The organism is Pseudomonas sp. B40(2017) (assembly GCF_002112855.1).
Lineage (GTDB): Bacteria > Pseudomonadota > Gammaproteobacteria > Pseudomonadales > Pseudomonadaceae > Aquipseudomonas > Aquipseudomonas pharyngis.
The window spans coordinates 666,167-691,167 of sequence record NZ_NEIT01000002.1; the positions used below are offsets into that span (position 1 = coordinate 666,167).

A 25,001-nucleotide genomic window follows, 5' to 3' on the forward strand; every position below is an offset into this window, starting at 1 on the left:
CTCTGAATATTTGAACCGTTAAACCGCGGCAGCGCCGCCGACGATTTCCGAGATCTCTTGGGTGATCGCAGCCTGACGCGCCTTGTTGTAGATCAGCTGCAAATCGCTGATCAAATCACCGGCGTTGTCGGTAGCGTTCTTCATCGCGATCATCCGCGCAGCCTGTTCAGCCGCGTTGTTCTCGACCACCGCCTGGTACACCTGCGACTCCACGTAACGCACCATCAAGCCGTCAAGCAGCTCTTTGGCGTCTGGTTCGTAGAGGTAGTCCCAGTGGTGCTTGAGTTCTTGATCCGGGGTCGCCACCAATGGAATCAACTGCTCCACGGTAGGCTGTTGCGTCATGGTGTTGATGAACTTGTTGGATACCACGGACAGGCGGTCAATACGGCCGTCCAGGTAGGCATCCAGCATCACCTTGACGCTGCCGATCAGATCATTGATCGACGGCTCTTCACCCAGGTGGCTGATAGCTGCAACGACGTTACCGCCGAAGTTGCGGAAAAAGGCCGCACCCTTGCTACCAACGACACACAGATCGATCTCGACGCCGTTTTCGCGGTTTACCGCCATGTCCTTGACCAGGGCCTTGAACAGGTTGGTGTTCAAGCCGCCGCACAGACCACGGTCACTGCTCACCACGACATAACCGACGCGCTTTACTTCGCGATCGATCATGAACGGGTGGCGGTATTCCGGGTTGGCGTTGGCCAGATGCCCAATTACCTGGCGGATACGCTCCGCATAAGGACGGCTAGCAGCCATGCGCATTTGTGCCTTGCGCATTTTGCTGACCGCCACTTTTTCCATGGCGCTGGTAATTTTTTGCGTGCTTTTGATGCTCGCAATCTTACTGCGAATCTCTTTTGCGCCTGCCATGTAACACCTATCAGGTTAGCAAGCGGGAGCCTTGCGGCTCCCGCTGCGGCTTACCAGGTTTGGGTGGCCTTGAACTTCTCGATACCAGCCTTCAGGCCAGCGTCGATTTCGTCATTGAAGTCACCTTTAACGTTGATCTTGGCCATCAAATCGGCGTGATCGCGGTTGAAGAAAGCGATCAGCGCTTGTTCGAAGCTGCCGATCTTGGCGATTTCAATGTCAGTCAGGAACCCACGCTCAGCGGCATACAGCGACAGCGCCATGTCAGCGATCGACATCGGTGCGTATTGCTTCTGCTTCATCAGCTCGGTAACGCGCTGACCATGCTCAAGTTGCTTGCGGGTCGCTTCGTCCAGGTCAGAAGCGAACTGGGCGAATGCCGCCAGTTCACGGTACTGAGCCAGAGCGGTACGGATACCACCGGACAGCTTCTTGATGATCTTGGTCTGAGCGGCACCACCCACACGGGATACCGAAACACCGGCGTTCACTGCAGGGCGGATGCCCGAGTTGAACATGGCCGATTCCAGGAAGATCTGACCGTCGGTGATGGAAATCACGTTGGTCGGAACGAACGCGGAAACGTCGCCAGCCTGGGTTTCGATGATCGGCAGTGCGGTCAGGGAACCGGTTTTGCCGGTCACTGCGCCGTTGGTGAACTTCTCTACGTACTCTTCCGAAACGCGGGATGCACGCTCCAGCAGACGGGAGTGGAGATAGAACACGTCGCCTGGGTAAGCTTCACGGCCTGGTGGACGGCGCAGCAGCAGGGAAATCTGGCGGTAAGCCACTGCTTGCTTGGACAGATCGTCATAAACGATCAGCGCGTCTTCACCGCGGTCGCGGAAGAATTCACCCATGGTGCAACCGGAGTACGGAGCCAGGAATTGCAGTGCTGCAGATTCCGAAGCGCTCGCTGCAACGATGATGGTGTTAGCCAGTGCACCGTTTTCTTCCAGCTTGCGAACCACGTTGGCGATGGTCGATTGCTTCTGACCGATTGCCACGTAGACGCAGAAAATGCCGCTGTCTTTCTGGTTGATGATCGCGTCGATCGCCAGAGCGGTTTTACCGATCTGACGGTCACCGATGATCAGCTCACGCTGGCCACGGCCGACAGGGATCATGGCATCGACAGCCTTGTAGCCAGTCTGTACAGGCTGGTCTACCGACTTACGCCAGATCACGCCCGGAGCAACTTTCTCGACCGCGTCGGTCTCGGTGTTGCCCAGTGGACCTTTGCCGTCAACAGGGTTACCCAGTGCGTCGACAACGCGACCCAGCAGTTCCTTACCAACCGGAACTTCGAGGATGCGGCCGGTGCACTTGGCGCTCATGCCTTCAGCCAGACTGGTGTATGCGCCCAGTACAACGGCACCTACGGAGTCTTGCTCCAGGTTGAGGGCCATACCGTAGACGCCGCCCGGAAACTCGATCATCTCGCCGTACATGACGTCGGCCAGACCGTGAATCCGCACGATGCCGTCAGATACGCTGACGACAGTGCCTTCGTTACGGGCTTGGGAGGTCACATCGAGCTTTTCGATGCGGCCCTTGATAATTTCACTTATTTCGGAAGGATTGAGTTGCTGCATTGCTCTGCTGCCCCTTCAAACTCAAGATTTCAATGCTTCGGCAAGTTTCGCGATTTTGCCGCGAATCGAGCCATCGATAACCAGGTCGCCGGCGCGGATAACGACACCACCTATAAGGGCAGCATCCTCCGCAACTTGCAGGCGCACTTCCCGGTTGAGTCGTGCACTGAGAACCTTGGCGAGTTTGTCTTGCTGTTCTTGGTTCAATGCAAAAGCACTGGTCACTTCAACGTCTACCGATTTCTCTTGCTCGGCCTTGTACAGGTCGAAAAGAGCGGCGATCTCCGGCAGAAGCGGGAGACGGTCGTTTTCGGCAACGACATTGATGAAGTTCTGTGCCTTGGCATCAAACTTGTCGCCGCACACGTCAATGAACGTGGCGGCCTTTTCTGCGCTCGTCAGTCGCGGGGCCTTGAGCACGCGCTGCATGGTGTCGTCTTGCGACACCGCTGCTGCCAGGCCGAGCATGGCTGACCAATTGGCCAGTTGCTGGTGGGCCTGAGCGTGCTCGAAGGCCGCCTTAGCGTAAGGTCGGGCCAACGTGGTCAGTTCTGCCATGATCGCCCTCGCTTAGATTTCAGCAGCCAGTTGGTTAACCAGCTCTGCGTGCGCGTTTTGATCGATTGTGGCACCCAGGATCTTCTCGGCGCCGCCGACAGCCAGCAAGCCCACTTGGGCGCGCAGCTTGTCTTTGACACTGTTCAGTTCCTGTTCGATCTCGGCTTGAGCCTGAACCTTCACACGGTCAGCGTCGACGCGGGCCTTTTCAACGGCCTCTTCGACAATCTGGTTACCGCGTTTCTTGGCTTGCTCGATGATTTCAGCTGCCTGAGCTTTCGCTTCGCGCAGTTGCTGACCCGCTTTCTCTTGGGCCAACTCCAGGTCGCGAGCTGCACGGCTGGCAGCGTCCAGACCATCAGCGATCTTCTTTTGACGTTCGTGCAGAGCCGCGATGACCGGAGGCCATACGAACTTCATGCAGAACAGTACAAAAATCAGGAACGCAACGGACTGGCCAATCAGGGTCGCATTAATGTTCACGCCAACACCTCGCAGTTACGTTGTCCATCACACCAAATCACTCGGAGATCCGAATGATTAGCCAGCGATCTGACCAACGAACGGGTTCGCAAAGGTGAAGAACAGAGCGATACCAACACCGATCATGGTTACGGCGTCGAGCAGACCGGCAACGATGAACATTTTAACTTGCAGCATTGGAACCATTTCTGGCTGACGCGCTGCGCCTTCCAGGAACTTGCCGCCCAGCAGGCCGAAACCAATTGCGGTACCCAGTGCGCCCAGGCCGATCAACAGTGCAACAGCGATAGCGGTTAGACCAACTACAGTTTCCATCTTTCCTCCCGACTTTTACGTCGTATGGTTTAGGTTTTTTAGATTAAAGCGGTAAAACAAATCGTTTCATGGTGCCCCGTGAGGAGCCCCTTCCCGTTTGACCGGGAAGGACATCAGACTAGTCGAGACTGGTCTTAATGGTTTTCTTCGTGCGCCATCGACAGGTAGACGATGGTCAGCATCATGAAGATGAACGCCTGCAGGGTAATGATCAGGATGTGGAACACAGCCCACGCCCACTGCAGGACAACGCCCAGGCCGCTGAGCCAGAGCAGGCCGCTGCCGAACATCACAGCGATCAGGATGAACACCAGCTCGCCGGCATACATGTTGCCGAACAGACGCAGAGCCAGAGAGATCGGTTTGGCGATCAGGGTCACGAATTCCAGCAGGAAGTTCACCGGGATCAGCAAGGCCTGAACGAAGATGTTCTTGCTGCCGAACGGGTGCAGGGTCAGTTCGCCGATGAAACCGCCGATGCCCTTGACCTTGATGCTATAGAAAATGATCAGTGCGAAAACCGAGAACGCCATGCCCAGGGTCGCGTTCGGGTCGGTAGTCGACACGGCGCGGAACGGGATGTGGTGGTCGCCAGAGATCAGGATGGCCAGCTGAGGAATCCAGTCGACCGGTACCAGGTCGACGGCGTTCATCAGGAACACCCAGACGAAGATGGTCAGTGCCAGCGGTGCAATCACCGGGCTACGGCCATGGAAGCTGTCTTTCACGCTGCCATCGACGAATTCGACCAGGACTTCAACGAAGTTCTGCAGTGCACCCGGCTGACCGGAAGTCGCCTTCTTGGCCGCCATGCGGAAAAGAATGACGAAGATCAGACCCAGCGCGACCGACCAGCCGAGGGTATCGACGTGGAAAGCCCAGAAGCCCATTTCCTTGGCTTCTGCTGCGGTGTGGGCAAAGCCCCAGCCGCCGTTGGGTAGCTGACCGAAGGTCAGGTTCTGCAAGTGGTGCTGGATATAGCCCGAAGCGGTTGTTTCTGCCATGGTTGCCTCAAACGCCCTAAGGTCTCGAAAGTCTTGTTCTCATCAGCAGGGGAGCGAACCAGCTGACCGACTGAGTCAGCACGAAGGCGCCGAATACAGCGATCGGCGCCAGTGGCTTCACACCTGCAAACACCAGTGCAAACAGCACTGCCGTCAAAATCAGTTTGCCTGCCTCGCCGGCATAGAAAGACCGGACGATGGACTGGGCTGCTCGGGCGCCGGAAAACCGAAATGCCTTGTGAGCGAAATAAACATTGGGCAGCAAGGCTATCAGGCCTCCGCAAAGTCCCGAGTATCCGGCAACGACTCCGTGCCATTGCCAGAGCGCCAAAGCGGCAATGAGCAAAATGACAAATTGAGCCATTAACACCGGAAAAACCGCCAGGCGATGGAACGGCAGGCGGTTTGGCTTGCGGGTTTCCATCACTATTGCTCTCCAATGGCCGGCTGCCGAAATTCAATAACTTGGCATAATTTGTGCCGACAAAATGCGCGCAGAGTATAGGGGCGGTTCTGCCCCTATTCAACTGTCAGGTAGTGATTTCCGACTGCGCGCTACAAGAGGAATTGTTTCAGCGGATGTGTGCGAGCACACCTTGAAGCTCATCGAGGGAGTTGTAACCGATCACCAGCTGCCCCTTGCCCTTCTTCCCGTGGCGGATCTGCACCGCAGAGCCCAGGCGCTCGGCCAGACGCTGTTCGAGGCGGGCGATATCCGGGTCGGGTTTGGACGGTTCGACCGGCTCCGGTTTGCCACTCAACCATTGGCGAACCAGTGCCTCAGTTTGGCGCACGGTGAGACCGCGTGCGACAACATGTCGCGCCCCTTCCACCTGCTGATTGTCCGGCAGACCAAGCAATGCACGGGCATGACCCATCTCCAGGTCGCCATGGGACAGCATGGTCTTGATCACTTCCGGCAGCGCAATCAGGCGCAACAGATTGGCCACGGTGACGCGGGACTTACCCACAGCCTCGGCAACCTGTTGCTGAGTGAGCTGGAATTCCTGCTGCAAGCGCTGCAGGGCTACCGCCTCTTCAATCGGGTTCAGGTCTTCGCGCTGGATGTTCTCGATCAGCGCAATGGCGATTGCCGTTTCATCCGGCACATCACGCACCATCGCCGGGATGGTTTCCTGCCCGGCTTGTTGACTCGCGCGCCAGCGACGTTCGCCGGCAATGATTTCAAAACGACCACCACCAATCGGGCGAACCACGATCGGTTGCATCACGCCCTGGGCCTTGATCGACTGCGCCAGCTCTTCCAGCGCCTGCGGATCCATGTCCCGGCGTGGCTGATACTTGCCGCGCTGCAGCAGGTCCAGCGGCAGGTGCTGCAACTCGCGGCTGTCAGCCTGCGCCGCTTGTTCTTCCAGCGAGCTGACAGTCGGACCGCTCAACAGCGCATCCAGTCCTCGTCCGAGACCTCGTTTCTTGACGGCCATGGGGATTCCTTAAGTTGGCTGGGCAGCGGCGGTGCGTGAATTTTTGCGCTGACGGCGAACCATCTCGCCCGCCAAGGCCAGATAGGCCAGCGCGCCACGCGATTGCTTGTCGTAGGCCAGCGCCGGCATGCCGTAGCTCGGAGCTTCGGCCAGACGAATGTTGCGCGGGATCACCGTGTCGTACAGTTGATCGCCGAAGTGTTCCTTGAGCTGGGCTGAAACGTCGTTCATCAGGCTCAGGCGCGGGTCGTACATGGTCCGCAACAGGCCTTCGACTTTCAGGTTCGGGTTCAGCAGTTCAGCGATGCGCTTGATGTTATCCACAAGGTCGCTCAGACCTTCGAGCGCAAAGTACTCGCACTGCATGGGGATAATGACCCCGTCAGCGGCGACCAGTGCGTTCAGTGTGAGCATCGACAGTGACGGCGGGCAGTCGATCAGAATGTAATCGTAGTTCTCGCGGATCGGCGCCAGCGCGCTGCGCAGACGGCTTTCCTTCATCTGCATTTCCAGCAGCACCACTTCGGCCGCCGTCAGGTCACGGTTGGCCGGCAGCAGTTGATAACCGCCATGTTCGGAGTAGTGCATCGCCTGGGCCAGATCGCATTCGCCGATCAGCAGGTCGTAGACCGAATTTTCCAGGCCATGCTTATCCACGCCGCTACCCATGGTGGCGTTGCCCTGTGGATCGAGATCGATCAACAGCACCCGGCGCTTGGTCGCGACCAGGGATGCTGCGAGGTTGATGCAGGTGGTGGTCTTGCCCACACCACCCTTCTGGTTCGCTATCGCGAATACCTTAGCCATTCTTGCTTGTGTTCCCAATCATGCCGTGCGGCGCAGTATCAGCAGATGGCGTTGGCCTTGGCAACCGGGTACGGCCAGGGCGTGTTCGCTATCGAGTTTGAAGTCTGCCGGCAATGCTACCAGCTCATCCGCCGGATGGACGCCCTTCATTGCCAGCCAGCGCGTATCGGCGTCGCCGAGGTGGCGAGTCCAGTTGGTGAAGTTCTCCATGCTGCTGAACGCCCGGGAAATGATCCCGTTGAACGGCTGTGCAGGCTGGAAGGCTTCGACGCGACTGTGGATAACTTGCAGGTTATCCAGTTTGAGTTCGAGTTTGACCTGGGTCAGGAAGCGGGTTTTCTTGCCGTTGCTGTCCAGACAGGTCACCTGCGAGTCCGGATACAGGATCGCCAGAGGGATCCCCGGCATTCCGCCGCCGCTGCCGACATCCAGCCAGCGCCCATTTTCGATGAACGACATCACGCTCAGGCTATCGAGCAAATGACGGGAAACCATTTCGTCCGGATCGCGAACGGCAGTCAGGTTGTAGGCCTGGTTCCATTTGATCAACAGGGCCAGATAACCCAGCAGCAGTTCGTGCTGGGTTTCAGTGAGATTGACACCGAGCTCGCGGGCTCCTGTGGATAACTCTTCGGCGTGTTGCGAAGTGACCTTAGAACTCAAGCGCTTTGCTCCAACTGACGGCCCGCGCCGCGTTTTTTCAAATGAATCATCAACAGCGAGATCGCTGCCGGGGTCACACCGGGGATCCGCGAAGCCTGGCCCAGCGTCTCGGGACGCGTGGCACCCAGCTTGCTCTGGATCTCCTTGGAGAGACCGGAAATGTTGGTGTAATCGATATCCACAGGCAGTTTCGTGTCTTCACTGGCACGCAGACGGGCGATTTCGTCCTGTTGGCGATCGATGTAACCGGCGTACTTGGTCTTGATCTCGACCTGTTCGGCGACCTGTGGATCTTCGGCGCCCTGCCCGGTCACTTCGACCAGACCAGCGTAGTCGATTTCCGGACGGCTCAAGAGATTGAGCAAGTTGTATTCGTGAGTCAGCGGAGTGCCGAATTTGTCGGCAATCGCATCGCCCTGCGGGGTGCCCGGGCGAACCCAGGTGCTTTTCAGGCGTTGCTCTTCGATTTCGATGCTTTCGCGTTTCTTGCAGAACGCTGCCCAGCGCTCGTCATCGACCAGGCCCAGTTCGCGACCTTTTTCGGTCAGACGCAGGTCGGCGTTGTCCTCACGCAGGATCAGACGGTACTCGGCACGGGAAGTGAACATGCGGTACGGCTCTTGGGTACCGAGGGTGATCAGGTCGTCGACCAATACCCCAATGTAGGCTTCGTCGCGACGCGGGCACCAGGCTTCTTTGCCTTTCGCACGCAATGCAGCGTTGGCACCGGCGAGCAAACCCTGCGCACCGGCTTCTTCGTAACCGGTGGTGCCGTTGATCTGGCCAGCGAAGAACAGACCGCCGATCACCTTGGTTTCCAGGCTGTACTTCAGGTCGCGCGGATCGAAGTAGTCGTACTCGATCGCATAACCCGGACGCACGATGTGCGCGTTTTCCATGCCGCGGATCGATTGCACGATCTGCAATTGCACGTCGAACGGCAGGCTTGTGGATATCCCGTTCGGATAAAGCTCATGGGTGGTCAGGCCTTCCGGCTCGATGAACACCTGATGGCTTTCCTTGTCGGCAAATCGGTGAATCTTGTCTTCGATCGACGGGCAATAACGCGGACCAATGCCTTCGATTTCGCCTGCAGCGGAATACATCGGCGAGCGATCGAGGTTCGCGGCAATGATTTCGTGGGTGCGGGCGTTGGTGTGGGTAATCCAGCAACTGACTTGCCGTGGATGCTGTTCCTTGTTGCCCATGAACGACATCACCGGGATCGGCGTATCACCTGGCTGCTCGGTCATCACCGAGAAATCCACAGACTTGCCGTCGATACGCGGAGGTGTGCCGGTCTTCAGGCGACCGACTCGCAGCGGCAGTTCACGCAGACGATGCGCCAGGGCGATCGACGGTGGATCACCGGCGCGACCGCCGGAAAAATTCTGCAAGCCTATGTGGATAAGTCCGCCGAGGAACGTACCAGTGGTCAACACCACGGAATCGGCGAAGAAACGCAGACCCATTTGCGTGACAACACCGCGTACCTGTTCCTGCTCGACGATCAGGTCGTCAGCGGCTTGTTGAAATATCCACAGGTTCGGCTGGTTTTCCAGTATTTCGCGGACAGCGGCTTTGTACAAAATCCGGTCGGCTTGCGCGCGGGTCGCCCGTACGGCCGGGCCTTTGCGGCTGTTTAACACGCGAAACTGGATGCCGCCCTTATCGGTAGCCATGGCCATCGCGCCGCCGAGGGCGTCGATTTCCTTGACCAGATGGCTTTTGCCAATGCCGCCGATGGCCGGGTTGCAACTCATGGCACCGAGGGTTTCCACGTTGTGCGTCAGCAGAAGGGTTTTTGCACCCATGCGTGCTGAGGCCAGTGCTGCCTCGGTACCGGCATGACCGCCGCCGATGACGATCACTTCAAAACGGGAAGGGAAATCCACCACGCACCTCGTGCCTGCTTAAGTAGGTAATTCAGGAATAGTTTGAGATCAGGTTTCTGGACCTGGTCGGCAAGTATAGGGACTTCGCCCTTCCTAAAGAACCCTTTGCACAAAATTTAACCAGCTGTGGAGAACTTGCGGTTAAAAGAATAAAAAAGAGAGAAATTTATAAAACCTTTGTTTTAAAGCTTATTCTTACTGCCCATGATATCTGTGGATAGATTTCTACAGGCCTTTATTTTCAATGTGTACAGAGATTCAAAACCCTGTGGCCATGTCGCCATGAGGCCCTTGGATAACCGGTGTAAGCCTGTGGATGAATGGGGTGGTTATCCACAGAGGCAGTTATGTTCAGCTTTCAGGTCCTGTTATCAACTGCCCTCAGTGGCAGTTATTCACAGGGCTTAATCCACAGAAAATCGACGAAACGGCTTTTCCAGGGCGCCATAAAAGCGCCTGTCCGGGGGCAGGTGACGGTGGAGACGCTGATGGAGGGAAGTGACGGGGCTATTGTGAGAGAACGTAACAGAGGCTAATAATAGCCATTATCATTAACTCACCAGTTGCTCCCATGTCCCTACCCGCCCATAACGCTGCGATCGAGCAAATCTACGAGCAACACCATTCGTGGCTATATGGTTGGCTGAAGGGAAAATTGCATGACGCCTGCGATGCGGCCGATGTCGCGCATGACACGTTTGTGCGGATCCTGGCCGCCCGCAATGCGGCTCAGATTCGCGAACCTCGGGATTATCTGGCCACCGTTGCACGCGGCCTGGTCATTGACCGGTATAGAAGACGCGCGATCGAGGCCGCGTATTTGCAGACCCTCGCCGCCAGATCTGAAGCCACGGCCATCAGCGAAGAAGACAAGGCGCTGATCATCGAAACTCTGGTTGATGTGGATAAAGCCTTGGCCGGTCTTGGCGCACGAACCCAGCGGATCTTCATGCTTTCGCAGATCGATGGGCTGACTTATCAACAGATCGCCGTGCAGTTGAAGGTGTCGCTGACAACAGTGAAGAAGCACATGATCCGCGCTTTGACGGAATGTGCCCTGATCATGGCGCAGCGTTGATGGCCATCGCACCCAGCCGCAAGATTTTCGAAACCGCCGCCAGTTGGTACGTGCAGTTTCAAGCCGACCCGCCGACCCTCACCGAACAGAAAGCCTGGCAACTGTGGATAGATAGTGATCCAGCGCATCTGGCGGCGTGGAATCAGATGGAACAACTACAGCGTCACCTCGGCACCCTGCCGCAGGATTTGAAACGTCGTGCGCTGAATACCGGCCAGCAACGGCGCCAGGTACTGAAGTTGTTGTTGCTCGCCGCAGGAACTGGTTTCGTTGGCTGGAATGTTCAGCAGCGTACCTCCCTTGGCGATGTCTGGGCCGACTATAAAACCGGCGTCGGTCAGCGCCGCAACATTACATTGGCCGATGGCAGCCAGATTCAGCTCAATACCGGTACAGCGATTGATGTGTCTTTTGACGCAGCCCAGCGACTGATCCGTTTACGCTCTGGAGAGATCCTGATTCAAACCGGCAAGCTCGGTGATCAACGGCCTTTTTTCGTCGAAACCCGCAATGGCCGGATTCAAGCGCTGGGTACCCGATTCTCTGTACATCAGTTGTCGGTTTCTACCCGTGTGGGTGTGCTGGAAGACCGGGTCAGCGTCCAGCCCGCCGACCTGTCGACAACCGCAATCATCCTGAAGGCGGGCGAAGGCGCCGACTTCGATGGTCGGCACATCGGGTTGATTCATCCTTTCAAATCCTCGGAAGTAGCGTGGACCAACGGTCAGTTGATTGTGCTCAATGCCCGGTTGGGCGAGGTGATCGACGAGTTGGGGCGCTATCGCAGCGGTGTTTTGCATTGCGATACCCGCGCACGGGATCTTCGGGTTTCCGGCACCTTTCGTCTCGACTCCACCGACGCAGTGCTGGCCAATCTTCAGGCGTCCCTGCCGATAAAGGTCCGCTACTTCACCCGTTACTGGGTTTCGATCAGTCACGACGCCTGAGCGAAAAAATACCTGGGGAAAAATAATTGAACACAAGGGTTATCTTTTTTTGCCCTGACCCGGCCCTACAGGTAATCGCGATAAACGCGGCTCTTTGCCACTTTCAGGGCTTATCCACACATGCGTCTTCCCACGTTCCGTCAGCGTTTTTCCCACCACTGCATTGCCTACAGCTTACTGATCACCAGTGCTGCGTCCTGCCTGGTCATCACCGATGACGCCTTCGCTGCGACAGCAGCTCAGCGGTACGCCATTGCTGCGGGACCGCTCGATACCGCCCTGAGCCAGTTCGCCTCGGCCGCGAATGTGATTCTGTCGTTCTCGCCGCAACAGACCAGCCGTTTGCGCAGCGCCGGGCTGAACGGCAACTTCAGCGTGAAACAAGGGTTTGCCCAACTGCTGCAGGGGTCGGGATTGCAAGCCGTGCCACAGGCGCCGGGCAGCTACATTCTGCAGGCACTGCCAAACGGCGATTCGCTGGAGCTGGCACCGACCAATATCAATGGTCAGTTGGCCAACCCGATGAACCTGGATTACGCCGACGACGTCGGTTACAAGGCACAGAACAGTCGGGTCGGTACGAAAACCAGTACGCCGTTGTCGCAAACACCACGTTCGGTGTCAGTCGTAACCGCCCAACGCATGAAGGATCAGAAATCTCAGACACTCACCGAAGTACTTGGCTACGTACCGGGGATCTTTGCGCCACCGTTTGCCGCCGGCGACAGTCTGGCGGGGGATCTGTTCTACATTCGCGGTTTCAACGCCACCGATTACGGCTACGGTCTGTTGCGTGATGGACTACGCGTACAGGGCAACCGGTATGACACCAGCACCGAGCCTTATGGCCTTGAGCGAGTGGAGATTTTCCGCGGCCCTTCTTCGCTGCTTTATGGGGAGAACGCACCGGGCGGGCTGGTGAATCTGGTGAGCAAACGTCCTACCGCTGTACCCCGGGGTGAAGTGCAACTGGGCTATGGCTCGAACAATCGCCGGCAGGTCGGCGTCGATGTCTCCGGTCCGCTCAACGACAGCGGCAACATTCTCGGGCGGGTGGTGATGCTCGGACGTAAATCGGACACCCAGACCGATCATGTCCCCGATGACCGGATCTACGTTGCACCATCCCTGACCCTGAATTTTGACGACTTCAATACCCTGACCCTGCTGGCCAACTACCAGAAGGATCACACCAACATGGAACTTGGCCTGCCGGCCGCCGGGACTCTGCTGACAAACCCTAACGGCAAGTTATCCAAAGGCACCATGCTCGGTGACCCGGACTGGAACACGTTCGAAAGGGAAACGTGGAGCACTGGCTATGAATTCAGCCACTCGTTCAACGATGACTGGCAGTTCCGTCAGAACTCTCGCTACATGCAGTCGCGCATCACCCGACATGAGACCTGGCCGGGCAACCTTAACAACGCCGGGTTCGGCACGCGTCTGAACATGACCGCCTACGATCGCTTCAATAAGTCGATGGTGTACTCGCTGGATAACCAACTGGAGGGCAAATTCCAGGTCGGTGGCCTGGAGAATACGGTGCTGGTCGGCGCCAGCTATGATCGTACCTCCTTCAATCAGGACTGGAATGCAGGGCTGGTCGGGTCGATTGATGTGTATAACCCCGTCTACCTGCGCGATCCGACCACGCCGATCGCGGTGCAAAACACCTTGCTCGAACAACAGATGAAAGGTGTTTATGCACAGATCCAGAGCAAATACGACCGCTGGCTGTTCCTGCTCGGTGGTCGTCAGGACTGGGTCGACAGTGATTTCCGCGACAAGGTGGCCCGCTCCAGCGACATCAGTTCCGAGGACAAGAAGTTCACCTATCAGGGCGGAGTGATGTACCAGTTCGACAACGGTATGACGCCGTATGTCAGCTATTCCACCTCGTTCGTGCCGGTGCAACAGATCTCCAACGCCGGCGCGCCTCTCGATCCGATCACCAGCAGCCAGTACGAAGTGGGTCTCAAGTACGAACCGATCGGCTGGGACACCGCATTCACGGCGTCGGTGTATGACCTGCGCAAAAAGGACGACACCTACTTCGATGCCACGACGTCGAGTTACCGTCAGGTGGGCGAAAGCCGTTCCAAAGGTGTAGAACTTGAACTCAACAGCAATCTGACACAGAACCTGAATGTCACTGCGGCCTACACCTATACCGACGCCCGAATCACCAAAGACGCGACGACGTCATTGGTCAAAGGCCACCAGATGACGGGCGTGCCGCGTAATCAGGCCTCGGTCTGGGCCAAATACCGCTTCCTTGATGGCGATCTGAAAGGATTGTACGTAGGGGGTGGTGTGCGTTACTTCGACAGTGCGTTCGCCTACACCTCGCCTTCGCTATACGGAAAGCTGGACGCCGGCGATGTGACGTTGGTGGATGCGGCGATCGGTTATCAGATCGACACGCACTGGAGCGTCGACCTGAATGCGAAGAACCTGTTCGACAAGGAATATGTGTCGGGATGCAACGATGCCGGCCGCTGCTACTGGGGCGAGGACCGCACCTTGCTCGGTACGGTTTCTTATAACTGGTAATACAAAAAGGGGCTGTGGATAAAATGTCCACAGCCCATTTTGTCATTTGCCGATGCAGAAGCTGGAAAAGATCCTTCCCAGCAGATCATCGGAACTGAAGGCCCCGGTGATTTCACCCAGAGAATGCTGGGCCTGACGCAAATCCTCAGCGAGCAATTCGCCAGCGCCCGCCAGCGTCAGCTGGGCGCGACCGTGTTCCAACGCCGCACTGGCGTGACGCAAGGCCTCCAGATGCCGGCGCCGCGCACTGAAGCTGCTTTCCGAGGTTTGCTCGTAACCCATACAGGCCTTGAGGTGATCACGCAGCAGATCCAGCCCCTCTCCCGCAGATTTGGCGCTCAGGCTGATCGTCACGTGGCCATCGTCACTGACTTCCAGGGCAATGGCTTCGCCAGTCAGATCGGCTTTGTTCCGGATCAATGTGACCTTCGCCGGATCCGGCCGGGTTTCGAGGAATTCCGGCCACAAGGCGAACGGATCGGCGGCCTCTGGCGCAGTGGCGTCGACTACCAGCAGCACTCGGTCAGCCTCGCCAATGGCTTTCAATGCTCGTTCAACGCCGATTTTTTCCACATGGTCATCGGTATCGCGCAGACCGGCGGTGTCCACAACGTGCAGCGGCATGCCATCGATGTGGATATGTTCACGCAGGATATCCCGAGTGGTACCGGCGATTTCGGTCACGATCGCGGCTTCACGACCGGCCAGAGCGTTGAGCAGGCTGGATTTGCCGGCATTCGGACGACCGGCGATCACCACGGTCATGCCGTCCCGCAGCAACGCGCCCTGCCCGGCTTCGCGCAATACGGTGGATAACTCGTCGCGCACCTTGTCGAGCATGCTCAGGACATGGCCATCGGCAAGGAAGTCGATTTCTTCTTCCGGAAAGTCGATGGCCGCTTCGACATAGATCCGCAGACCGATCAGCTGTTCGGTGAGGTTATGCACACGTTGGGAAAATGCCCCCTGCAGAGAGCGCAGGGCATTGCGCGCAGCCTGTGCAGAACTGGCTTCGATCAGGTCGGCGATCGCCTCGGCCTGAGCCAGGTCGAGTTTGTCATTGAGGAATGCTCTTTCGCTGAACTCTCCAGGACGGGCCAGACGGCAGCCCAGTTCCAGGCAACGCTTGAGCAACATGTCGAGGACGATCGGGCCGCCGTGGCCCTGCAGTTCCAGTACGTCCTCGCCGGTGAACGAGTTCGGCCCGGGGAAATACAGCGCCAGACCTTCATCCAGCACCTGTTGATCGTCAGTTAAGAACGGGCCGTAGTGGGCAAATCGTGGTTTCAGTTCACGGCCGCTGATGGCTTTGGCAGCAACGCTGGCCAGCGGCCCGGAAATTCGAACGATGCCCACACCACCACGGCCCTGGGCGGTGGCGACAGCTGCGATGGTTTCACGAGGTGCGCTCATAAACCGGTATCCAGACAAAAATGGCAGATAGCAAAACGCCCCACTAGGGGGCGTTTTGAGTGGTGTTATCCACAGAGTAAGTTACGCCTCGGCTTTTTTCGTCGCCGCTTCGATCTTACGCGTGATGTACCACTGTTGGGCAATCGACAGGCAGTTGTTCACAACCCAGTACAGCACCAGACCTGCCGGGAACCACAGGAAGAAGAAGGTGAAGATGATCGGCATCATTTTCATCACCTTGGCCTGCATCGGATCCGGAGGTGTAGGGTTCAGACGCTGCTGGATGAACATGGTCGCGCCCATGATGATCGGCAGGATGAAGAACGGATCCTTGATCGACAGGTCGGTAATCCACAGCATGAATGGCGCCTGGCGCATTTCCACGCTTTCCAGCAGAACCCAGTACAGGGAAAGGAAAACCGGCATCTGCACCAGGATCGGCAAGCAGCCACCCAGCGGATTGATCTTCTCTTTCTTGTACAGCTCCATCATGGCTTGCGACATTTTCTGCCGGTCATCGCCATGTTGCTCTTTCAGTGCTGCCAGTTTCGGAGCCACGGCGCGCATGCGGGCCATCGACTTGTAGCTGGCGGCCGACAGAGGGAAGAAGATCCCTTTGATCAGCATGGTCAGGAAGATGATCGACCAGCCCCAGTTGCCGACGATGCTGTGGATATGTTGCAGCAGCCAGAAGATTGGCTGGGCAATGAACCACAGAATGCCGTAGTCGACAGTCAGTTCCAGACCTGGGGACAACTCTTTCAGCACCGCCTGGCTTTTCGGACCGGCGTAAAGAACAGCGCTGGTCTCGACTTTCGCACCCGGTGCAGCGGTCAACGAAGGACCGGTGTAACCGATGATGTAGTTGCCTTTGCTGTCTTTACGGGTCTGGACGATGTTGTTTTCGCCCTTCGGAGCAACCCATGCAGTCACGAAGTAGTGTTGCAGCCAGGCTACCCAGCCACCGGTGACGGTTTCCTTGAGCTGAGCTTTGTCCATGTCCTTCATGGACACTTTCTTGTACGGCTCGGAACTTGTCCACAGGGCGGCGCCCAGATAAGTCGCGGTACCGGTAGCAGTGGTCGACGAAGGATCGGCGCTGGCGTCGCGTTTCAGCTGGGCGAACATCGAACCGGACCAGGGCTGAGCGCTCTGGTTGTCGATCAGATAGGTCACGGTCACGTCATACAGGCCACGTTTCAGAGTGAAACGCTTGATGTAATTGACGCCGTCCTTGCTGAATTTCAGGTCGACGACCAGTTGGTCCTGACCGTCAGCCAGTTGATAAGTCTTCTTCTCCGAAGAGTAGATCGGGCGACCGGCCGGGTTTGCATCCGGACCATTGGTACCAATCAGACCGCTCTGTGCCAGATAGGTACGTTCGCCACCGTTGTCGAACAGCTGGAACGGAACGTCCGGACGATCCTGACGACGTGGATACAGCGGCAAGGTCAACTGAGCAACATCACCACCTTGTGGATCGATCGACAGATCGAGCACGTCGGTCTTGATCTGGATCAGATCCTTGCTGACGGCGACCGGCGTTTCGGCAGGTGCGCTGGTATCGCTTGCGGCGCGCGGAATATCGTCACTGGCAGCAACATTATTGCCAGTGGCGGTGTCCGGCAAACCGGATGTAGTCGTACTGGAAGCAACATTCTGAGTCGGCAGGGCAGCCTGGCCATAGTCCTGGTTCCATTTAAGGACCATGACGTAGGACACGATTGCCAGGGCGACGATCAGGATCGTGCGTTTGATATCCATGATTACTCGGCCATCGAAGAAGAACGGGAGGTAGGGATAGGTGGAACCGGGTCATAACCACCGGGATTCCACGGATGACAGCGACCTAAACGACGAAAGGTCAGCCAGCCACCGCGCAGAAGGCCATGATTTTCGATGGCTTCATACGCGTAGCAAGAACAGCTGGGGTAGAAACGACAGTGACTGGCCATCAGGGGACTAATGGCGTAGCGATAAAACTGGATCGGAACGAGTGCCAGTTTACGCATCTGGACTGTCTACCCCTACAGTTTCGGTTTTGACTGCTGGTACCGGCTTGTTGCGTGCCAGACGTTTCCAGAGTTTGCCGAAATGCTGAATCAATTCGGGGTTTTCTACGTCACCCAAACCCTTGCGCGCGACGATAACGATGTCCCAGCCGACCAGTGAATCCTGGTGCAGGCGAAACGATTCGCGCATAAGACGTTTGAGGCGATTGCGCTCGACGGAGAGCTTGACGCTCTTTTTCCCGATAACCAGCCCGAGACGGGGGTGATCGAGATCGTTGTTGCGCGCAAGGAGCAGGAGATTTTTCCCCGGAACCTTGCCGGTAGGGGAGTCAAAGACTGCCTTGAAATGCCGGGGTGTAAGCAGACGCTTTTCCCGACTGAAGTCCTGACTCACCTCCAGTGCCGGATTATCAAACTGCCAGACGTGCGCGGCCTTTGGCGCGACGACGCGACAGTACGGCACGACCGTTCTTGGTAGCCATGCGAGCACGGAAACCGTGGGTACGAGCGCGTTTGATAGTGCTTGGTTGGAAAGTACGTTTCATGTCGTGTTACCTGGTTCGTCCACAACGGGCCGGAATGGCCCCCGTTTTAAGAGACCGGGGATTCTAGAGAAAGCAAGCCAATAGGTCAATTTCCAACCAACGTTTCCTTATAAATAGATCTTCAGAGCGTCCAGGACCTGATTACCCGTTTGCCAGAGATAAAAATAAAGAAGGGAATTATTTAAAGCTTTTCTGTAAAGCTTGTAAAAGCTAGGAACCCCACTGTCTGTGGATAACTGGCTCAAGGCCTTGTTTCAAGCGATGTACAGAGAATGACAACTACAGTGGAAAACCGTGTTCAGCCTGTGCTGCGCTGTCGGATAACCTGTGTGTGGAATGGGTTGTTATCCACAGGCTGGTTATCCACCGAGTTTCGCCCCCAATTGTCCAGTGTGCTCAGATAGGGTTATCCACAGAGCTTATGCACACACCGTCGGTCGCCTTTTTCTCGTTTAACGCATTGATAAATCATGTCCACCGGGCAACCTGCATGTGGATAAGTGGACGACTGGCCGCTACAATGGCCGCTTGTTTTTGCCTCACCGGCTTTCAACTTAGGGGATATCCGTGTCAGTGGAACTTTGGCAGCAGTGCGTGGAGCTTTTGCGCGAAGAGCTGCCTGCCCAACAATTCAACACCTGGATCCGTCCACTACAGGTCGAAGCCGAAGGCGACGAGTTGCGCGTCTACGCACCGAACCGTTTTGTTCTGGACTGGGTCAACGAAAAGTACCTGGGGCGCGTCCTTGAACTGCTGGATGAGCATGGCAACGGTCTGGCACCGTCGCTCTCCTTATTAATAGGCAGCAAACGCAGTTCAGCGCCGCGTGCCGCACCGAATGCGCCATTGGCTGCTGCGCAAGTGTCCCAGGCTCAGGCCAATGCCGCGCCGGCCAGCGTTCCAGCGCCAGCTCCCACGCCTGCACCGACCAAGCGCTCGACGCAGAAAACCGAAGAAATCAGTGAAGAGCCGTCCCGCGACAGCTTCGATCCGATGGCTGGTGCCGCTTCGCAACAGGCCCCGGTTCGTGCCGAACAGCGCACTGTGCAGGTCGAAGGCGCGCTCAAGCACACCAGCTACCTGAACCGCACTTTCACCTTCGAGAACTTCGTCGAAGGTAAATCCAACCAGCTCGCCCGAGCAGCGGCCTGGCAAGTGGCAGACAATCCCAAGCACGGCTATAACCCGCTCTTTCTTTATGGCGGCGTAGGTCTGGGTAAAACGCACTTGATGCACGCGGTGGGTAACCATCTATTAAAGAAGAACCCGAATGCCAAGGTCGTGTACCTGCATTCCGAGCGTTTCGTGGCCGACATGGTCAAGGCGCTGCAACTGAACGCGATCAACGAGTTCAAGCGTTTCTACCGTTCGGTGGACGCCCTGCTGATCGACGACATTCAGTTCTTCGCCCGCAAGGAACGTTCCCAGGAAGAGTTTTTCCACACCTTCAACGCCCTGCTTGAAGGTGGCCAGCAGGTCATTCTCACCAGTGACCGCTACCCGAAAGAAATCGAAGGCCTTGAAGAGCGCCTTAAATCCCGCTTCGGCTGGGGCCTGACGGTTGCCGTCGAGCCGCCGGAGCTGGAAACCCGCGTAGCGATCTTGATGAAGAAGGCCGACCAGGCCAAAGTCGAGTTGCCACACGATGCGGCGTTCTTCATTGCCCAGCGCATTCGCTCCAACGTCCGTGAGCTGGAAGGCGCGCTGAAACGCGTGATCGCCCACTCGCACTTCATGGGCCGCGACATCACCATCGAGTTGATTCGCGAATCCCTGAAAGACCTGTTGGCGTTGCAGGACAAACTGGTCTCTGTGGATAACATTCAGCGCACCGTCGCCGAGTACTACAAGATCAAGATCTCCGACTTGCTGTCCAAACGCCGCTCGCGTTCGGTCGCTCGTCCGCGTCAGGTCGCCATGGCATTGTCCAAGGAACTGACCAACCACAGCCTGCCGGAAATCGGCGATGTGTTTGGCGGTCGCGACCACACGACCGTGTTGCACGCCTGCCGCAAGATCAATGAACTTAAGGAATCCGACGCGGACATCCGCGAGGACTACAAGAACCTGCTGCGTACACTGACCACTTGATGAACACCAGCGCAGCTTATTAAGGCAAGGGACTAGACCATGCATTTCACCATTCAACGCGAAGCCCTGTTGAAACCCCTGCAACTGGTCGCAGGCGTCGTCGAGCGCCGACAGACCTTGCCGGTACTGTCCAACGTGCTGCTGGTTGTCGATGGCCAGCAACTGTCGCTGACCGGTACCGACCTGGAAGTCGAGCTGGTTGGTCGCGTGCAACTCGAGGAGCCGGCTGAAACAGGTTCCATCACCGTGCCGGCGCGCAAGCTGATGGACATCTGCAAGAGCCTGCCGAACGATGCGCTGATCGACATCAAGGTCGACGAGCAGAAGCTGGTGGTGAAAGCCGGCCGTAGCCGTTTCACCCTGTCGACCCTGCCGGCCAACGATTTCCCGACTGTGGAAGAAGGCCCGGGTTCGCTGACCACCAGCCTGGAACAGAGCAAGCTGCGTCGCCTGATCGAACGCACCAGTTTCGCCATGGCTCAACAGGACGTGCGTTACTACCTCAACGGTATGTTGCTGGAAGTGTCGACCGGTGTGATCCGTGCCGTGGCCACCGACGGTCACCGTCTGGCCATGTGCTCGATGCAGGCCGACATCGGTCAGCAGGATCGCCATCAGGTGATTGTGCCGCGTAAAGGTATTCTCGAACTGGCACGTCTGCTCACCGAGCCGGATGGCAATGTCAGCATCGTGCTGGGCCAGCACCACATCCGCGCGACCACCGGCGAATTCACCTTCACCTCCAAGCTGGTCGACGGCAAGTTCCCGGACTACGAGCGTGTTCTGCCGAAAGGCGGCGACAAATTGGTACTGGGCGATCGTCAGGCGCTGCGTGAAGCGTTCAGCCGTACCGCGATTCTGTCCAACGAGAAGTACCGCGGTATCCGTCTGCAACTGGCCAGCGGTCAGTTGAAGATCCAGGCCAACAACCCGGAGCAGGAAGAAGCGGAAGAAGAAGTAGGCGTGGAATACAACGGCGGCTCCCTGGAAATCGGCTTCAACGTCAGCTATCTGCTCGACGTGCTGGGCGTGATGACCACCGAGCAGGTTCGTCTGATCCTGTCCGACTCCAACAGCAGTGCGCTGGTGCAAGAGTCCGACAACGACGATTCGGCTTACGTTGTTATGCCGATGCGTCTGTAATCAGCTGACTCTGGATGTCGCTAAGTCGCGTCTCGGTCACCGCGGTGCGCAATCTGCACCCGGTGACCTTCTCCCCTTCCCCCCGAATCAACATTCTTTACGGCGCCAACGGCAGCGGCAAAACCAGTGTTCTGGAAGCCATTCACCTGCTGGGGCTTGCCCGTTCGTTTCGTAGCACGCGGCTGTTGCCGGTCATCCAGTATGAGCAACTCGCCTGCACTGTATTCGGCCAAGTCGAACTTGCCGAGGGTGGCCATAGTGCATTGGGGATATCTCGCGATCGTCAGGGCGAGTTCCAGATTCGCATTGACGGTCAGAATGCCCGCAGTGCGGCACAACTGGCGGAGATCCTGCCGCTGCAGTTGATCAACCCCGACAGCTTCCGCCTGCTGGAAGGCGCGCCGAAGATTCGCCGGCAGTTTCTCGACTGGGGCGTGTTCCACGTTGAACCGCGGTTCATGGCCACTTGGCAGCGTTTGCAGAAGGCCTTGCGCCAGAGAAACTCCTGGCTGCGGCATGGTACACTTGACGCCGTTTCGCAAGCGGTTTGGGACAGGGAACTGTGCCAGGCCAGCGCTGAAATCGATGAATACCGCCGCGCTTACATCAAAGCCTTGAAACCAGTCTTTGAACAAACCTTGAGCGAACTGGTTGAGCTCGAAGGTTTGACGCTCAGCTATTACCGAGGCTGGGACAAAGACCGGGAATTGAGCGCTGTACTCGCTGGATCCTTGCAACGGGACCAGCAGATGGGTCACACCCAGGCTGGGCCACAACGGGCTGACTTGCGTCTTAGGTTGGGCGCACACAACGCCGCGGACATCTTGTCCCGGGGTCAGCAGAAGTTGGTGGTCTGTGCGTTGCGGATTGCCCAGGGGCATCTGGTGAGCCAGGCCCGACGCGGCCAGTGTATTTATCTGGTGGATGACTTGCCGTCCGAGCTGGACGAGAGCCACCGTCGCGCGCTGTGCCGTTTGCTGGAAGACTTACGCTGCCAGGTCTTTATCACCTGTGTAGATCACGAATTATTGAGGGAAGGCTGGCAGACGGAAACGCCAGTCGCTCTGTTCCACGTGGAACAGGGCCGTATCACCCAGACCCACGACCATCGGGAGTGAAGGCATTGAGCGAAGAAAATACGTACGACTCATCAAGCATTAAAGTGCTGAAAGGCCTGGATGCCGTGCGCAAACGTCCCGGTATGTACATTGGTGACACCGACGATGGCAGCGGTCTGCACCACATGGTGTTCGAGGTGGTCGACAACTCGATCGACGAAGCCCTCGCCGGCCATTGCGACGACATCAGCATCATCATCCACCCGGATGAGTCCATCACCGTTAAAGACAACGGCCGTGGCATCCCGGTAGACGTGCACAAAGAGGAAGGCGTTTCCGCCGCCGAGGTCATCATGACCGTCCTCCACGCCGGCGGTAAGTTCGACGACAACTCCTACAAGGTATCCGGCGGTCTGCACGGTGTAGGCGTTTCGGTTGTGAACGCGCTGTCCGAAGAGCTGGTCCTGACCGTTCGCCGCAGCGGCAAGATCTGGGAACAGACCTACGTCCACGGCGTACCTCAGGCACCGATGGCGATCGTTGGCGACAGCGAAACCACCGGTACCCAGATCCACTTCAAGGCTTCCAGCGAAACCTTCAAAAACATTCACTTCAGCTGGGACATCCTGGCCAAGCGCATTCGTGAACTGTCCTTCCTCAACTCCGGTGTCGGCATCGTCCTCAAGGATGAGCGCAGCGGCAAGGAAGAGCTGTTCAAGTACGAAGGCGGCCTGCGTGCGTTCGTTGAATACCTGAACACCAACAAGACTGCGGTCAACCAGGTGTTCCACTTCAACATCCAGCGTGAAGACGGCATCGGCGTGGAAATCGCCCTGCAGTGGAACGACAGCTTCAACGAGAACCTGTTGTGCTTCACCAACAACATTCCGCAGCGCGACGGCGGCACCCATCTGGTGGGCTTCCGTTCCGCGCTGACGCGTAACCTGAACAACTACATCGAGCAGGAAGGTCTGGCGAAAAAGCACAAAGTCGCCACCACCGGTGACGATGCCCGTGAAGGCCTGACCGCGATCATCTCGGTGAAGGTGCCGGATCCGAAGTTCAGCTCCCAGACCAAAGACAAGCTGGTGTCTTCCGAAGTGAAGACCGCGGTTGAACAGGAAATGGGCAAGTACTTCTCCGACTTCCTGCTGGAAAACCCGAACGAAGCCAAACTGGTCGTCGGCAAGATGATCGACGCTGCCCGTGCCCGTGAAGCGGCGCGCAAGGCCCGTGAGATGACCCGCCGCAAAGGCGCGCTGGACATCGCCGGTCTGCCGGGCAAGCTCGCTGACTGTCAGGAAAAAGACCCGGCGCTGTCCGAACTGTACCTCGTGGAAGGTGACTCCGCGGGCGGCTCTGCCAAGCAGGGACGTAACCGCAAGACCCAGGCCATCCTGCCGCTGAAGGGCAAGATCCTCAACGTCGAGAAAGCCCGTTTCGACAAGATGATCTCGTCCCAGGAAGTGGGCACCCTGATCACAGCGCTGGGCTGCGGCATCGGTCGCGAAGAGTACAACATCGACAAGCTGCGCTATCACAACATCATCATCATGACCGATGCTGACGTCGACGGTTCGCACATCCGTACCCTGCTGCTGACCTTCTTCTTCCGTCAGTTGCCTGAGCTGATCGAGCGCGGCTACATCTACATCGCCCAGCCGCCGCTGTACAAAGTCAAGAAAGGCAAGCAAGAGCAATACATCAAAGACGACGACGCCATGGAAGAGTACATGACGCAGTCGGCCCTGGAAGATGCGAGCCTGCACCTGAACGAAGACGCCCCGGGCATTTCCGGCGAAGCGCTGGAACGTCTGGTGAATGACTTCCGCATGGTGATGAAGACCCTCAAGCGTCTGTCGCGCCTGTACCCGCAGGAGCTGACCGAGCACTTCATCTACCTGCCGGCCGTCAGCCTGGAAATGCTCGGCGATCACGCCAAGATGCAGGACTGGCTGGCCCAGTACGAAGTCCGTCTGCGCACCGTCGAGAAGTCGGGCCTGGTCTACAAGGCCAGCCTGCGTGAAGACCGCGAGCGTGGCGTGTGGCTGCCAGAGGTCGAACTGATCTCCCACGGCCTGTCGAACTACGTCACCTTCAACCGCGATTTCTTCGGCAGCAACGACTACAAGACCGTCGTCACCCTCGGCGCTCAACTGAGCACCCTGCTCGACGAAGGCGCGTACATCCAGCGTGGCGAGCGCAAGAAAGCGGTCACCGAGTTCAAGGAAGCCCTGGACTGGCTGATGGCCGAAAGCACCAAGCGCCACACCATCCAGCGATACAAAGGTCTGGGTGAAATGAACCCGGATCAGCTGTGGGAAACCACCATGGACCCAAGCGTGCGCCGCATGCTGAAAGTCACCATCGAAGACGCCATTGGCGCAGACCAGATCTTCAACACCCTGATGGGTGATGCGGTCGAACCTCGCCGTGACTTCATCGAGAGCAATGCTCTGGCGGTGTCCAACCTGGATTTCTGATCCTGGTCAGTACCAACGAAAAGGCCAACGC

The 25,001-nt window shown here is 57.5% G+C and carries 23 protein-coding genes; 7 read left to right on the forward strand and 16 right to left on the reverse strand.

Annotated elements, in window-relative coordinates:
* Window positions 1–18: 18 nt before the first annotated feature.
* From atpG to mnmG, 11 genes are all read right to left on the reverse strand, one after another.
* Window positions 19–879 (reverse strand): F0F1 ATP synthase subunit gamma, encoded by an 861-nt coding sequence (atpG, locus tag CAF76_RS06660; RefSeq protein WP_007954161.1) that lies wholly within the window; start codon window positions 877–879, stop codon window positions 19–21.
* Window positions 880–929: 50 nt separating this feature from the next.
* Window positions 930–2,474, reverse strand: coding sequence for a F0F1 ATP synthase subunit alpha (atpA, locus tag CAF76_RS06665; RefSeq protein ID WP_041073579.1), 1,545 nt, complete (start codon window positions 2,472–2,474; stop codon window positions 930–932).
* A 21-nt stretch (window positions 2,475–2,495) separates the two neighbouring features.
* Window positions 2,496–3,032, reverse strand: a complete 537-nt coding sequence (locus CAF76_RS06670; protein ID WP_007911956.1) for a F0F1 ATP synthase subunit delta — start codon at window positions 3,030–3,032, stop codon at window positions 2,496–2,498.
* A gap of 12 nt (window positions 3,033–3,044) precedes the next feature.
* Complete coding sequence (locus tag CAF76_RS06675) at window positions 3,045–3,515, reverse strand: F0F1 ATP synthase subunit B (RefSeq protein ID WP_007954149.1); 471 nt, start codon at window positions 3,513–3,515, stop codon at window positions 3,045–3,047.
* Window positions 3,516–3,572: 57 nt separating this feature from the next.
* On the reverse strand, window positions 3,573–3,830 hold the full coding sequence (gene atpE / locus CAF76_RS06680; protein WP_003097235.1) for a F0F1 ATP synthase subunit C: 258 nt from the start codon (window positions 3,828–3,830) through the stop codon (window positions 3,573–3,575).
* 134 nt (window positions 3,831–3,964) lie between these two features.
* A complete protein-coding gene (atpB, locus tag CAF76_RS06685; protein ID WP_039764981.1) occupies window positions 3,965–4,834 on the reverse strand; it encodes a F0F1 ATP synthase subunit A in 870 nt (289 codons plus the stop codon).
* Window positions 4,835–4,850: 16 nt separating this feature from the next.
* Window positions 4,851–5,258 (reverse strand): F0F1 ATP synthase subunit I, encoded by a 408-nt coding sequence (locus CAF76_RS06690; RefSeq protein WP_003229783.1) that lies wholly within the window; start codon window positions 5,256–5,258, stop codon window positions 4,851–4,853.
* A 148-nt stretch (window positions 5,259–5,406) separates the two neighbouring features.
* Window positions 5,407–6,279, reverse strand: coding sequence for a ParB/RepB/Spo0J family partition protein (locus CAF76_RS06695; protein WP_064600630.1), 873 nt, complete (start codon window positions 6,277–6,279; stop codon window positions 5,407–5,409).
* Between the two features lie 9 nt (window positions 6,280–6,288).
* Window positions 6,289–7,086, reverse strand: a complete 798-nt coding sequence (locus tag CAF76_RS06700) for a ParA family protein (RefSeq protein WP_039764974.1) — start codon at window positions 7,084–7,086, stop codon at window positions 6,289–6,291.
* Between the two features lie 18 nt (window positions 7,087–7,104).
* Window positions 7,105–7,749, reverse strand: a complete 645-nt coding sequence (rsmG, locus tag CAF76_RS06705) for a 16S rRNA (guanine(527)-N(7))-methyltransferase RsmG (RefSeq protein ID WP_007911906.1) — start codon at window positions 7,747–7,749, stop codon at window positions 7,105–7,107.
* Entirely contained in the window at window positions 7,746–9,644 is a 1,899-nt protein-coding gene (gene mnmG, locus CAF76_RS06710) for a tRNA uridine-5-carboxymethylaminomethyl(34) synthesis enzyme MnmG (protein ID WP_085647149.1), read from the reverse strand. The genes rsmG and mnmG overlap by 4 nt, the downstream gene beginning before the upstream one ends.
* Window positions 9,645–10,215: 571 nt before the next feature.
* Here mnmG and CAF76_RS06720 point away from each other — a divergent pair.
* From CAF76_RS06720 to CAF76_RS06730, 3 genes are all read left to right on the forward strand, one after another.
* Window positions 10,216–10,722 carry a sigma-70 family RNA polymerase sigma factor gene (locus tag CAF76_RS06720; RefSeq protein WP_085647151.1) on the forward strand — a complete coding sequence of 169 codons (507 nt, stop codon included), beginning with the start codon at window positions 10,216–10,218 and terminating at the stop codon, window positions 10,720–10,722.
* Window positions 10,722–11,669: a FecR domain-containing protein gene (locus CAF76_RS06725; RefSeq protein ID WP_064600638.1), complete on the forward strand. Its 948-nt coding sequence runs from the start codon at window positions 10,722–10,724 to the stop codon at window positions 11,667–11,669. The genes CAF76_RS06720 and CAF76_RS06725 overlap by 1 nt, the downstream gene beginning before the upstream one ends.
* 120 nt (window positions 11,670–11,789) lie before the next feature.
* Window positions 11,790–14,225: a TonB-dependent siderophore receptor gene (locus CAF76_RS06730; protein WP_085647152.1), complete on the forward strand. Its 2,436-nt coding sequence runs from the start codon at window positions 11,790–11,792 to the stop codon at window positions 14,223–14,225.
* A 42-nt stretch (window positions 14,226–14,267) separates the two neighbouring features.
* Here the strand turns inward: CAF76_RS06730 and mnmE are convergent, their stop codons facing one another.
* The 5 genes from mnmE to rpmH form a co-directional block, all read right to left on the reverse strand.
* Window positions 14,268–15,638 carry a tRNA uridine-5-carboxymethylaminomethyl(34) synthesis GTPase MnmE gene (gene mnmE / locus CAF76_RS06735; RefSeq protein ID WP_064600643.1) on the reverse strand — a complete coding sequence of 457 codons (1,371 nt, stop codon included), beginning with the start codon at window positions 15,636–15,638 and terminating at the stop codon, window positions 14,268–14,270.
* Between the two features lie 81 nt (window positions 15,639–15,719).
* Window positions 15,720–17,402, reverse strand: a complete 1,683-nt coding sequence (yidC, locus tag CAF76_RS06740; protein WP_085647153.1) for a membrane protein insertase YidC — start codon at window positions 17,400–17,402, stop codon at window positions 15,720–15,722.
* Between the two features lie 2 nt (window positions 17,403–17,404).
* Complete coding sequence (yidD, locus tag CAF76_RS06745) at window positions 17,405–17,650, reverse strand: membrane protein insertion efficiency factor YidD (RefSeq protein WP_010465488.1); 246 nt, start codon at window positions 17,648–17,650, stop codon at window positions 17,405–17,407.
* Entirely contained in the window at window positions 17,643–18,044 is a 402-nt protein-coding gene (rnpA, locus tag CAF76_RS06750) for a ribonuclease P protein component (RefSeq protein WP_011336726.1), read from the reverse strand. Before rnpA ends, yidD begins: the two co-directional genes overlap by 8 nt.
* Window positions 18,045–18,060: 16 nt before the next feature.
* Window positions 18,061–18,195, reverse strand: coding sequence for a 50S ribosomal protein L34 (rpmH, locus tag CAF76_RS06755; RefSeq protein WP_003213577.1), 135 nt, complete (start codon window positions 18,193–18,195; stop codon window positions 18,061–18,063).
* 567 nt (window positions 18,196–18,762) lie between these two features.
* Here rpmH and dnaA point away from each other — a divergent pair.
* Genes dnaA through gyrB form a run of 4 tightly spaced genes read left to right on the forward strand, consistent with a single transcriptional unit; the run spans window position 18,763 to window position 24,970 of the window.
* Window positions 18,763–20,286 carry a chromosomal replication initiator protein DnaA gene (gene dnaA, locus CAF76_RS06760; RefSeq protein WP_085647154.1) on the forward strand — a complete coding sequence of 508 codons (1,524 nt, stop codon included), beginning with the start codon at window positions 18,763–18,765 and terminating at the stop codon, window positions 20,284–20,286.
* 39 nt (window positions 20,287–20,325) lie between these two features.
* Window positions 20,326–21,429 carry a DNA polymerase III subunit beta gene (gene dnaN / locus CAF76_RS06765; RefSeq protein ID WP_011331733.1) on the forward strand — a complete coding sequence of 368 codons (1,104 nt, stop codon included), beginning with the start codon at window positions 20,326–20,328 and terminating at the stop codon, window positions 21,427–21,429.
* Between the two features lie 14 nt (window positions 21,430–21,443).
* Entirely contained in the window at window positions 21,444–22,547 is a 1,104-nt protein-coding gene (gene recF, locus CAF76_RS06770; RefSeq protein WP_007911886.1) for a DNA replication/repair protein RecF, read from the forward strand.
* Window positions 22,548–22,552: 5 nt separating this feature from the next.
* The gene (gene gyrB, locus CAF76_RS06775; RefSeq protein ID WP_011331734.1) at window positions 22,553–24,970 is read left to right on the forward strand and encodes a DNA topoisomerase (ATP-hydrolyzing) subunit B; all 2,418 of its coding nucleotides are present in this window, start codon (window positions 22,553–22,555) and stop codon (window positions 24,968–24,970) included.
* Window positions 24,971–25,001: the final 31 nt, after the last annotated feature.